The organism is Gardnerella nova (assembly GCF_049244055.1).
Classification (GTDB): domain Bacteria; phylum Actinomycetota; class Actinomycetes; order Actinomycetales; family Bifidobacteriaceae; genus Bifidobacterium; species Bifidobacterium vaginale_H.
The window spans coordinates 956,033-968,070 of sequence record NZ_CP058369.1 but is presented as its reverse complement, the minus strand read 5'-3'; the positions used below and the strand labels follow the sequence as shown (position 1 = coordinate 968,070).

Sequence of the window (12,038 nt, the reverse complement as noted above, 5' to 3'; positions counted from 1 at the left end):
TAGAATCGCAAAGGTTCCGGTTCACGCTTAGCTATTGGGGCTTTGCGACCCGGGTCGCCCGAATTCCATAGGAGACATTATGAAGCAGGGTATTCATCCCGACTATCACGCAGTGCAGGTTACCTGCTCTTGCGGAGACACTTTTGTAACCCGTTCCACCGCTGATGGAGATCACATGACGGTTGACGTGTGCTCAAAGTGCCACCCATTCTATACCGGCAAGCAGAAGATTCTCGACACCGGCGGCCGCGTGGCTCGCTTCGAGAAGCGCTACGGTAAGAAGACTAAGTAGCTTTTGTGACGCCAGCCCTGCTTTCGTGTAACTCGCGGAATCGGGGCTGGCGTTTTGTGTGCTCAATTAAATACTTTCAACTTAAGGAATATGATGGCTGAGTCAGTAGAGGAACAATTCCCGGCAGCAGTTACCGCGTTAGAAGAATACCGCGATATTGAAAGTCGTATGGGAAGTCCGGAAGTTGCGTCAAATCCGGACGCCATTCGCAAACTCGGCCGTAGGCACGCAGAACTCGGCTCAATCGTAAACGCTTACCTCAACTACAAGCAGCTTTGCGACGACTCCGAAGCCGCAAACGAAATGGCAAGCGACGACCCAGATTTCGCTGAAGAAGCTAAGCGTTTAGAAGCGCAACTTCCAGCAGCAAAAGAAAAGCTTCGCACGGCACTGATCCCTAGGGATCCGGACGACGCGCGCGATATGATTATGGAAATTAAAGCTGGCACGGGCGGCGAGGAAGCGGCTCTGTTTGCTGGCGATTTATTGCGTATGTACATGCGCTACGCAGAAAAGCGCGGCTGGACTACCGTAATCCAAAGCGAAAATTCAACTGAACTTGGCGGCGTAAAAGACGTGCAGCTTGCGATTCGTGCAAAAGGTACGCCTGCTCCAGAAGACGGCGTGTGGGCAAGCATGAAGTACGAGGGTGGAGTTCACCGCGTGCAGCGCATCCCAGTTACGGAATCGCAGGGGCGCATACAAACTTCCGCAGCCGGCGTAATCGTGTTCCCAGAAGCAGACGAAGATGACGACGAAATCGAAATCGATCCAAAAGATCTGAAAATCGACATTTTCATGAGCTCCGGCCCTGGCGGACAGTCCGTGAACACTACTTATTCCGCAGTTCGCATGACGCATATTCCAACCGGCATTGTGGTGAGCATGCAAGACGAAAAGTCGCAGATTCAAAACCGTGCGGCAGCACTTCGCGTGTTAAAGTCGCGTTTGCTTGCCATGAAGCACGAGCAGGAAGCTCAAGAGGCGGCGGATATGCGTCACTCGCAGGTGCGTTCTCTCGACCGCTCTGAGCGAATCCGCACGTACAATTTCCCAGAAAATCGTATTGTGGATCATCGCACGAACTACAAAGCTTACAATCTTGACCAGGTGCTTAACGGCGACTTACAGCCGGTTATCGACAGCGATATTCAAGCAGATGAAGCCGACCGCTTAGCGCAAGCCAAGTAAGTAGCCAAGTACGTTAAGTAAGTAACTTAAGTAAGTAACTTAAGTAAGTAACTTAAGTAAGTAAGTTAAGTAAGTAAGTTAAGTAAGTAAGTTAAGTAAACTAAATAAAATTTCCAAACGGTTCTTAAAATGCGCGAACTTTTGCAAAATGCTATTGCGCGTCTTCGTAAAGCAGGCGTGGAGTCGGCGGAATACGACGCGCGTTTGCTGCTGGCTAAGGCGTGCGGCGTGAGCTTAGCTGAGCTGAACAAGGCGCTAATACTTGGCGATTTAGGTGATTTTTCGCCTGATTATGCTGGCAAATATAGTGATTTTGTAACTAGGCGTGCTTCAAGAGAGCCGTTGCAGCATATTGTTGGTCGCGCGCCTTTTCGCTACTTGGATTTGCAGGTTGGAAAAGGCGTGTTTGTGCCGCGGCCCGAAACAGAAGTTGTTGTTGAAGCTGGATTGAATTGGTTGCGAGAATCGCATATTAGCAAGCCTACGGTAGTTGATTTATGCGCAGGTTCGGGAGCGATTGGATTGTCGGTGGTGACGGAAGTTGCGGACGCGCAAGTGTGGGCTGTAGAAAAATCTCCCGAAGCCTTCCAATATTTGCGAAAAAATTTTGAAGAAACTGCAAAAAAGCAAGAAAATCTGCAGATTTCCAGTCGCTATCATGCTGTGCTTGCAGACGCAACCAAAGCGCATATTTCGGATTTAACGCCGGAACTTGCACAAATTTGCGGCAAAGTAGACTTAGTAATCACAAATCCGCCTTACGTACCAGAAAATCAGGTGCCGGAACAGGTTGAGGTGCGAGAATACGATCCGCCGGTTGCATTGTACGGCGGTTCTGCGGACGGCTTGCGTATTCCGGAGCAAATTATGCGCGCGGCTTTTGCGCTGCTTAAGCCTGGGGGAGCGATGGTGATGGAGCACGATATTTCGCAAGGTGAGGCGCTTGCAGATTATGCAAAAAACATAGGATTTATCAGCGCAAAAGTCAAAAACGATTTAACAAACAGAGCAAGATTTGTAGTATGCAAAAAAGAGGCAAAAAATGAGCAAAATTTGCAATATTAGCGAAGAATCACTGCAAATGGCAGCGCAAATTATTAACGAAGGCGGCGTGATCGTAGTGCCGACCGACACCGTGTACGGCGTGGCTTGCGACCCGTTCAATGAAGCCGCGGTTGCCAAAATTTACGAACTTAAGCGCAGGCCGCGCACAAAGGCGCTGCAAATTTTAATGAGCGGAGTGGGGGACTTAGAAAAACTTGGGCTGTATTTGCCGTCTCCGCTGGATATTTTAGCTAGAAAGTTCCTTCCGGGCGGATATTCTCCGGTTGCGCGCGCGAAAAAAGGTTCGATTGCTTCAAATCTTGCAACGTTGTGCAAAATGAATGAAAACGATGCGCAAACTGAAGCAACTCAAGGCGTGCGCGTGCCGGATTGCCCGGAATTAATGCAAATTTTGCGCGTTACCGGCCCTTTGGCTGCTTCTAGCGCGAATCGCAGTGGTAACGAAAGTGCGGACAGCGTGGAAGAAGCGTTTGCGGCTTTCGGTAACGAAATTCCGCTGTATTTGAACGCGGGGCCAACTCGCTCGCATGTGGCAAGCACGGTAGTTGGCGCGGATTCAAACGACGAAGACGGCATCGTGATTTTGCGTGAAGGCGTGATTTCGGAAGGTGAAATCCGCGAGGCTTTGCGAAAGTAACGAAAGTAACGAAAGTAACGAAAGTAGCGAAAGTAGCGAAAGTTGCGAAAGTAACGAAAATTGCAAAAGTAATTTACTAATTTTGCGGTACCGTCAAATCGATACAATCAAATAAAGTCAAGCGAATATCAAAATAGCAGAAAGACATAGCCGATGAGGGTATACCTATTTATTGCAGCAATTGCAGGTGGAGCAACGTGGCTGATTACGCCGCTTGTGCGCCATCTTGCGATTCAAGTGGGAGCCGTCGGCAAAGTTCGCGCGCGCGACGTGCACACGATTCCGACTCCTCGCATGGGCGGGGTGGGTATGCTTTTTGGTTTCGCAGTCGCCATGGCTTTCGCAAGCTCGATGCCCTTTATTTCCGGGCTTTTTGCTGGAACTCACCAGCCGTGGGTGGTACTCGCCGGAGCAGTCATGATATGCCTGCTTGGGGTATGCGACGATATTTGGGATTTAGACTGGATGCTTAAACTCGCCGGCCAGCTGCTTATAGCCGTGTTCGTTGCGTGGGGAGGGCTGCAAATCGTAACTTTGCCACTCGGCTCCCTCGTAACGGCCTCGCCAAGCGTGTCAATCGCCATAACCGCCATACTTATTGTGGCCTCAATTAACGCAGTAAATTTCGTGGACGGACTCGACGGCCTCGCTTCCGGAATCGTAGCAATCGGCGGCATCGCCTTCGCAACCTACTCCTACATGCTCGCGCGCACGTCGCCATCCTACGCTTCAATGGCAACGCTTATAGACGTTGCAATGGTGGGAATGTGCGTCGGCTTCATTTTGCACAACTGGCATCCTGCGAAACTTTTTATGGGCGACTCCGGCTCCATGCTAATCGGCTACTTAATCACGTGCGCGTCGATTATTATGACCGGCCATTTGGACCCTTCCGCTGTGCACACCAGCATCTATTTGCCTGTGTTTATGCCGATTCTGCTGCCGATTTTGGTGCTGTTCCTGCCGGTTCTCGATATGTGCCTGGCGATTACGCGGCGCGTTGCTAAAGGGCAGTCGCCAATGCACCCGGATCGCATGCACTTGCATCATCGCATGTTGCGCATCGGACATTCCGTGCAAGGTGCAGTGCTGATTTTATGGGGATGGGCGGCGCTGATTGCGTTTGGCTCTATTATGATTCTGTTCTTCAAAGCTGTGTATGTGCTTGTTGGGATGATTCTTGCTGCTGCGCTGCTTACTGTGCTCACAATGCTGCCGTACTTGCGCCGTCGCCTGCCCGAGCTTCGCAATTCGTAGCGTTTTGTGGTGCGTTTCGGCAAACGTCATAGCGAAAACGTATAGTAACCCTATGGCTACAACTGATATGAACACGGAATCCGTGTATGCTCCTGTTCCACCAATTTTCGAGAAGCTCGGTCTCGCTTACGACGACGTGCTGCTGCTTCCAAACGAAACTGATGTTATCCCGTCCGAAGTGGACACTTCCACTCGTCTGACTCGCGAAATTACCATGAAAGTGCCGACTATTTCGGCAGCTATGGATACTGTTACCGAGTCCGATATGGCTATTGCCATGGCGCGTAACGGCGGTATTGGCGTACTTCACCGCAATCTTTCTATTGATGATCAAGCTGCGCAGGTTGATATTGTTAAGCGCAGCGAGTCGGGCATGATTACCGACCCACTTACTGTTCACCCAGACGCAACGCTCGCAGATTTAGATAAATTGTGCGGGCGTTTCCATATTTCGGGCTTGCCGGTAGTAGATAGCGAAAATCGTTTAGTTGGTATTATTACCAACCGCGATATGCGTTTTATTGCTTCCGAAGATTACGACCGCTTGAAGGTGAAGGACGTGATGACTCGCGAAAATCTCGTCACTGGTCCTTCCGATATTTCCAAAGAGGATGCTCACCGCTTGCTTGCGGATAACAAGATTGAAAAGTTGCCTTTGGTTGATGCCGAAGGTAAGCTTACGGGCTTGATTACCGTTAAGGACTTTGTGAAGACTGAGCAGTATCCGGATGCTACTAAGGATGATCAGGGCCGCTTGCGTGTGGCTGCTGGCATTGGCTTCCTTGGGGATGCTTGGCAGCGTGCGTGCGCGCTTATGGAAGCTGGCGTCGACGTGCTCGTAGTTGATACCGCAAACGGTGAGGCTCGCTTGGCTCTCGACATGATTCGTCGCATTAAGGCAGATAAGGCTTTCGATGGCGTGCAGATTATTGGTGGCAATATCGCCACTCGTCAGGGCGCGCAAGCCATGATTGACGCTGGCGTCGACGCTGTAAAGGTTGGCGTTGGCCCAGGTTCTATTTGCACCACGCGCGTTGTTGCTGGCGTTGGTGTGCCGCAGCTTACCGCGGTTTACGACGCGGCTCAGGCTTGCAAGGCTGCTGGCGTTCCGTGCATTGCTGACGGCGGTATTCACTATTCTGGCGATATTGCTAAGGCTTTGGTTGCGGGCGCAGACACCGTTATGCTCGGCGGCACTTTGGCTGGCTGCGAGGAAGCTCCAGGCGAGAAGGTTCTTCTTCACGGCAAGCAGTACAAGCTTTACCGCGGCATGGGCTCGCTTGGCGCAATGGCTCCTCGTGGTAAGAAGTCTTATTCGAAGGATCGTTACTTCCAGGCTGACGTCACCAGCTCCGACAAGGTGGTTCCAGAAGGCGTTGAAGGCGAAGTGCCATATCGCGGTCCACTTAACGCTGTGCTCTACCAGCTTCTCGGCGGCTTGCACCAGTCCATGTTCTATGTTGGTGCGCACAATATTAAGGAAATGCAGGAGCGTGGCCGCTTTATTCGTATTACGGATGCTGGCCTTCGCGAATCTCATCCTCACGATATTGTGATGACTGCAGAAGCGCCAAACTACAGCGGTTTCCACAACTAAATTGCGTATAAGTCGCGTATAAGTCGCAACTATTTTAAACGGCGAAAAGTTACCCAAGTTACCTACAACTTGCCAGCTTTTCGTCGTTTTTAATACGCGCCTCGTCTGTACGAAGATGTAGGCTGATGGGTTCTAAAAAAATATTAGGAAAGGAACGAAAATGGCTGAAGCTAAGGAAGATCTTACTTTTACGCCGGAGGAATCGCGTTTAATTTGGATTGATTGCGAGATGACGGGTCTTGATATTTTCCACGACGAATTGTGCGAAGTATCTGTAGTTCCAACCGATTTTAATTTGAACGTTCTTGACGACGGCATTGATTTAGTGATTAAGCCGAGCGAAGCTGCTGTGGCTAATATGAACGATTTCGTGCGCAATATGCACACTTCTTCCGGACTCGTTGACGAGTGGAATAAGAACGGTTTGCCTTTGGAAGAAGCGCAAAAGCAGGTAGTTGAGTACGTAAAGCGCTTCCTGCCAGCTCGCGGAAAAGCGCATCTTGCTGGAAACTCAGTCGGTTCCGACAAAAAGTTCCTCGACCGTTACATGCCAGATTTAATGGCAAATCTGCACTACCGCGTAATCGACGTGAGCACGTTGAAGGAGATTTCGCGCAGACTTTACCCGGACGTTTACCGCAATAAGCCGGCAAAACACGGTGGTCACCGCGCGCTTGCGGATATTATTGAGTCGATTGACGAGCTTCGTTACTACCGCGATATGATGTTCGTGCCAGCTCCAGGCCCGAGCGAGGCGCAGGCAAAGGCGGGTGCGCAGCATATTGAAAGTACGAGCTTACTTCGCGACTACGAGCGTCGTGGAGAAGCGTTAGAAGACGTAAATTCCGCAGAAAAGCGCGACTACTAAACAAAGCGAAACAAAGCGCGACTACTAAACGCAATAAAAGGTACTGCCAATGAAACAATCCGAAGCCCTATCCATAATCGCTGCCGGCTCAAGCGCGTTTATCACCGGCGCCCCGGGTTCCGGCAAAACTTACGTATTAAACGAAGCAATTCGCGCAATGCGAAAAGACGGTTTAAGCGTGGCAGTAACTGCTTCTACAGGCATTGCGGCAACTCATTTGAACGGTCAAACCATTCACTCATGGAGCGGAACCGGGGTGGCGAATGCACTTACCGCAAGCCTGCTGAAAACTATTCGATCGCGGCGAGGAAAGCGCATAAAAGCTACGGACGTGCTCGTGCTGGACGAAGTTTCCATGATTCACGCGTGGCTTTTTGACATGGTTGACGAAGTGTGCCGGAAGGTGCGCAAAAATCCTGCGCCTTTCGGTGGGCTTCAAGTAGTTATTTCAGGCGACTTCTTCCAACTGCCGCCGGTTAGCACTTCTATGCGAAATCGCGACGTGTTCGAACCAAGCCCTGAGTTTATTGAGTCGCGCGAAAAGTATGCTGCCGCCGACAAAAATCCGGAAGGCTATATTACGGAATCCTTTGCGTGGGACGCGTTGAAGCCTGTTGTGTGCTATTTGACAGAGCAACATCGTCAGGACGACGGCAAGTTACTTGACGTTTTAACGGATATTCGTTGCGGTTGCGTAAGTGAAGACGATAAGCAAGTGCTTGCTGGCAGGCTTGGCGAATATCCTCAAGACGACGAAGTTGCGGTGCATCTTTTCCCTACTAACTCGCAGGCGGACGGCCTGAATAATACTAAACTTGCGGCAATAGACGCTGAATCTCACGAGTTTGTAGCAACGGAAGCCGGGCCTAAAAATCTTGTTGAACGCTTAAAGAAGAATATGCTCGCTCCGGAACGTTTAGTTTTGAAGGCCGGAGCTGCTGTGATGGCGTTGCGTAACGACCAAGATCGGCAGTATGTGAACGGTTCGGTTGGACGCGTGTTGCGTTTTGCTCCTGAATCTAAGGGCGGCTGGCCGATTGTTGAGTTTGAAAACGGCAATATTGTGACTCTTAAGCCGGCTGCTTGGGAAATGACGGACGGTGAAACGGTGCTTGCAAGCGTGAATCAAGTGCCGCTTAGGTGCGCGTGGGGAATTACGATTCATAAGTCGCAAGGTATGACGCTCGATGCTGCGGTAATGGATTTGCGTAGGACTTTCGCTCCCGGAATGGGATATGTGGCGCTTTCTCGCGTGGAAAATTTGGGCGGGCTTTACTTAGAAGGTATTAACGATCGCGCGTTTAGTGTTTCTGCTGACGCTGTGCTGCTTGACGGATCCTTGCGTGAGGCGTCAAGGTGCGCAAGTGAGCTGCTTGCTAGCAAGGGTGCTGCTGCTTTCGTAACGAATACTGCGGAAGCCGATTCTGCGGATCAGCAGGAGTTCGATATTTTTGCTAGCGGTAGCAGCGTTGGCAGCGGTAGTAGCGAAGAGGACGAATTTTCTTTCGACGACGAGTTTTAGTGCGATTTTTTGTGGAACATTCTCCGGAGATTTTTCTCCGGCGTTTGTTGTTGTTTTGGCCTTTTTTTGGAACATTTGCCGGAAAAACTCCGGTGTTTGTTGCTGTTTTGGCTGGTGTTTGGAACATTTGCGGGAGATTTTCCGGCGTTTGTTGTTGTTTTGGCTGGTTTTTGGAACATTTGCCGGAAAAACTCCGGTGTTTGTTGTTGTTTTGGCTTATTTGTTGATGCGCGTAAACAAATGTTTATGTCCTCATGCACAAATAGATTGGAACGCATGAATTCCAATGTACTTCGTATGTCTCAGCTGTTCCTTCGTACGCTGCGCGAGGATCCTGCAGACGCGGACGTGACTTCCGCAAAACTTATGCAGCGCGCAGGCTATATTCGCAAATCCGCTCCAGGCGTGTGGACCTGGCTTCCGCTCGGACTTAAGGTTTTGAACAAAGTTCAGGCAATTATTCGCGACGAAATTAACGGCATTGGTGCGCAGGAAGTTCACTTCCCGGCGCTTCTTCCGCGCGAGCCTTACGAGGCTACCAACCGTTGGGAAGAATACGGCGACAACATTTTCCGCCTTAAGGATCGCCATGAGGCTGACTACCTTCTTGCTCCAACGCACGAAGAAGTTTTCACGCTCCTTGTTAAGGATATGTATTCTTCTTACAAGGATTTGCCTGTTACTTTGTATCAGATTCAAACGAAGTATCGCGACGAATTCCGTCCTCGCGCAGGCCTTATCCGCGGACGCGAGTTTATTATGCAGGATGCTTATTCGTTCTCGATTGACGAAGATGGTTTGAAGTCGGCTTACGTTGAGGAGCGTGCTGCTTACGCTCGTATTTTCGACCGTTTGGGCATTAAATACGTGATTGTTCACGCTGTTTCCGGCCCTATGGGTGGCTCTGATTCTGAAGAATTCCTTGCTCCTATGCCGATTGGTGAGGATACTTTTGCGCTCGCACCTTCCGGAAAAGCTTGGAATGTTGAGGCTTTAACCACTCCAGAAGTTGCGGACGTGGACTGCTCAGCAACTCCAGCAATGGAAGCTCTCGAAACTCCAGACGCTAAGACAATTGAGGCTTTGGTTAAGGTTTCTAACGATTTGCATCCTCGAGAGGACGGCCGCGATTGGCAAGCAAGCGATACTTTGAAGAACTTGATTATTGCTGTTAAGCATCCGGCTGATGCTGAAGGTGGCGAGCATGAGGAGCCTTGGCGCGAAATCGTGGCTATTGGTATTCCGGGTGATCGTCAGGTAGATATGAAGCGTCTTGAAGCTCAGTTTGCTCCAGCAGAAATTGAAGAAGCAACCGAGGATGATTTAAAAGCTCACCCTGAGTTCGTGAAGGGCTACATTGGCGCTCGTGTGCTCGGTCCTCAGGCTCGCCAAGAGGGTAGCGGCATTGCAAATCCTGTTCGTTACTTGATGGATGCTCACGTTGCAAAGGGCAGTGAGTGGATTACAGGAGCCGACGAAGAAGGAAAGCACGTGTACCATGCTGTCTACGGCCGCGATTTTGAGGCGGACGGCGTTGTTGAGGCAGCTCAAGTGCGCGACGGCGACATGAGCCCAGACGGTTCCGGACCGCTTAGTTTCGAGCGCGGTGTGGAAATTGGTCAGGTGTTCCAGCTCGGCTTAAAGTACTCCAAGGCTTTGGGCTTAAGCGTTCTTAACGAAAACGGTAAGGCTGTGCCAGTGTGGATGGGTTGCTACGGTATTGGCGTGAGCCGCGTAATCGCTTGCCTTGCGGAAACGCATCACGACGACGCTGGTCTCGCATGGCCAATGGCAATTGCTCCAGCTCAAGTTCACGTTGTTGCAACCGGCAAGGATCAGGTTGCTTTCGACGCTGCTGAAAAGGTTGTTGAAGAACTCAGCAAGCAGGGCATCGAAGTAATCTTTGACGACCGTCCAAAGGTTTCTCCAGGTGTAAAGTTCAAAGATGCTGAGCTTGTTGGCGTGCCGATTATTGCAGTTGCGGGACGCGACACCGTGAACAATGGTACGATTGAAATCCGTGATCGCAACGGTTCCAACGTCGAAGCAGTTCCAGTTGACGAAGCTGCAAGCCGCATCGCTGATCGAGTAAACGCTTTGCTTTCGTAACGATCTGCTTTCGTAACAACTTTCTTTCGTAATTTGCCGCCAGGAATATTGATATTCTTGCGCGACGACCTGCTTGAGCGCAGCATTGCGCGCGCGAAAGCAACTCGGAGCGCCGAGCTTGCTCAAGTTGAAAGCACGGGGTGCTTTCAACGCAAGCGAGGTCTGCCTTCGTCTCGATTGACGAAGGCAGGACAGAATCGTGTGGTAATACTTAGAAACTAGGTTGTGGTTGGTGTGCGCTGACGACCTGCTTGAGCGCAGCATTGCGCGCGCGAAAGCAACTCGGAGCGCCGAGCTTGCTCAAGTTGAAAGCACGGGGTGCTTTCAACGCAAGCGAGGTCTGCCTTCGTCTCGATTGACGAAGGCAGGACAGAATCGTGTGGTAATACTTAGAAACTAGGTTGTGGTTGGTGTGCGCTGACGACCTGCTTGAGCGCAGCATTGCGCGCGCGAAAGCAACTCGGAGCGGAAACTCGCTTAAGTTGGAAGTCCGGGGGACTTCCAACGCGAGTTTCGTAGCGAGCGCGTTACCCGCGCGAGCGTTAAGCACCCCGTGCTTCACAATTGAGCCAAATCACGCTTTGAAGGAGCTTGAAATCCCATTGATTTCAAGCTCGGTCAAAGCGCGCGCGAGCGTCCCGCGCTCAGTGCGAAAAATCTCAAATCTCCACCACGCTAAGAGTAAAATATTTGTACGTTTTTCTTAGATGTTGGCATCACCCCCAAATTCATCTTCCATAGTGCGTGTGTGAGAGTCAGTTTGTTCTGATTGTACGTTTTGCGTAGATTGTACGTTTTGCGCGGCTTGCGTAGATTGTACGTTTTGTACGTTTTGATTATTTTCTTCTGTTGGCGCGCTTTTTTCAGTTTGATTATTATCTGATTGGCTTGCATGCTTCGTAAATTGTGTGGTTCCGCGATTCAAATCATGACCGATAGTCTGTGCTTCTACAACAACGCGATTGTAATTATTGCCGTCTTTAGTCCAACTTTCGGTACTTAAAGTGCCGTAAACTACGATGGCGTCGCCTTTATGCACACTTTTCAGCACGTTTGAAGCCAAAGTGCGATACGCTTTCACTGTCATCCACGTAGTTGGACGATCGTGCCACTGCTGCTCATCATTTCGGTAATAGGACTGAGTGCTGCCGATTCGTAGCGAGCAAGCTGGCGAATATTCGTTATTGCCAAAACACACCGGTTCTGCGCCTACATATCCGCTAATTGTCACTGTTGACTGTTGTTGTGCCATATTTTATCCTTTCAAGAATTGGACTGCAGCCATTTCAGCCCCGAAAACAGAGCCACCATTGCCTCTGAGCTTCGCAGCCATGAGGAAATGCCGCAGTAGTATCTACTATTAACGTTGCGCAACAGTTCTGCCAGAAAATTTCTTCATTGTGGTTAAAAGCTAAAAGTTATGCACAATCGACTACGAAAGTTGACAATTCTACGCATAAGTTGTAGGCGAGTTGTGCCGTATTGTGTCGTATCTTATTC

General features: G+C 50.3%; 10 protein-coding genes. 9 read left to right on the top strand and 1 reads right to left on the bottom strand.

Annotation, left to right across the window (positions count from 1 at the left end; translation table 11 throughout):
- The first annotated feature begins 79 nt into the window (after positions 1 to 79).
- The 9 genes from rpmE to HXT56_RS03880 all read left to right on the top strand — a co-directional run bounded on the left by rpmE (position 80) and on the right by HXT56_RS03880 (position 10,538).
- A complete protein-coding gene (rpmE, locus tag HXT56_RS03920; RefSeq protein ID WP_004113085.1) occupies positions 80 to 292 on the top strand; it encodes a 50S ribosomal protein L31 in 213 nt (70 codons plus the stop codon).
- A gap of 93 nt (positions 293 to 385) precedes the next feature.
- Positions 386 to 1,483 (top strand): peptide chain release factor 1, encoded by a 1,098-nt coding sequence (gene prfA, locus HXT56_RS03915; protein WP_421777780.1) that lies wholly within the window; start codon positions 386 to 388, stop codon positions 1,481 to 1,483.
- 129 nt (positions 1,484 to 1,612) lie between these two features.
- Positions 1,613 to 2,548, top strand: a complete 936-nt coding sequence (gene prmC / locus HXT56_RS03910; RefSeq protein ID WP_421777779.1) for a peptide chain release factor N(5)-glutamine methyltransferase — start codon at positions 1,613 to 1,615, stop codon at positions 2,546 to 2,548.
- Positions 2,526 to 3,185 (top strand): L-threonylcarbamoyladenylate synthase, encoded by a 660-nt coding sequence (locus tag HXT56_RS03905; protein WP_421777778.1) that lies wholly within the window; start codon positions 2,526 to 2,528, stop codon positions 3,183 to 3,185. Before prmC ends, HXT56_RS03905 begins: the two co-directional genes overlap by 23 nt.
- Before the next feature lie 153 nt (positions 3,186 to 3,338).
- Positions 3,339 to 4,442 (top strand): MraY family glycosyltransferase, encoded by a 1,104-nt coding sequence (locus tag HXT56_RS03900; protein ID WP_250309600.1) that lies wholly within the window; start codon positions 3,339 to 3,341, stop codon positions 4,440 to 4,442.
- A gap of 52 nt (positions 4,443 to 4,494) precedes the next feature.
- Positions 4,495 to 6,039, top strand: a complete 1,545-nt coding sequence (gene guaB / locus HXT56_RS03895; RefSeq protein WP_116711935.1) for an IMP dehydrogenase — start codon at positions 4,495 to 4,497, stop codon at positions 6,037 to 6,039.
- Positions 6,040 to 6,199: 160 nt separating this feature from the next.
- A complete protein-coding gene (gene orn / locus HXT56_RS03890; RefSeq protein WP_421777777.1) occupies positions 6,200 to 6,907 on the top strand; it encodes an oligoribonuclease in 708 nt (235 codons plus the stop codon).
- A gap of 49 nt (positions 6,908 to 6,956) precedes the next feature.
- Positions 6,957 to 8,429 carry a PIF1 family DEAD/DEAH box helicase gene (locus HXT56_RS03885; RefSeq protein WP_421777776.1) on the top strand — a complete coding sequence of 491 codons (1,473 nt, stop codon included), beginning with the start codon at positions 6,957 to 6,959 and terminating at the stop codon, positions 8,427 to 8,429.
- A 276-nt stretch (positions 8,430 to 8,705) separates the two neighbouring features.
- Positions 8,706 to 10,538 (top strand): proline--tRNA ligase, encoded by a 1,833-nt coding sequence (locus HXT56_RS03880; RefSeq protein WP_421777775.1) that lies wholly within the window; start codon positions 8,706 to 8,708, stop codon positions 10,536 to 10,538.
- Between the two features lie 703 nt (positions 10,539 to 11,241).
- Here HXT56_RS03880 and HXT56_RS03875 read toward each other — a convergent pair.
- Positions 11,242 to 11,790 carry a single-stranded DNA-binding protein gene (locus tag HXT56_RS03875; RefSeq protein ID WP_421777774.1) on the bottom strand — a complete coding sequence of 183 codons (549 nt, stop codon included), beginning with the start codon at positions 11,788 to 11,790 and terminating at the stop codon, positions 11,242 to 11,244.
- Between the last annotated feature and the right edge of the window lie 248 nt (positions 11,791 to 12,038).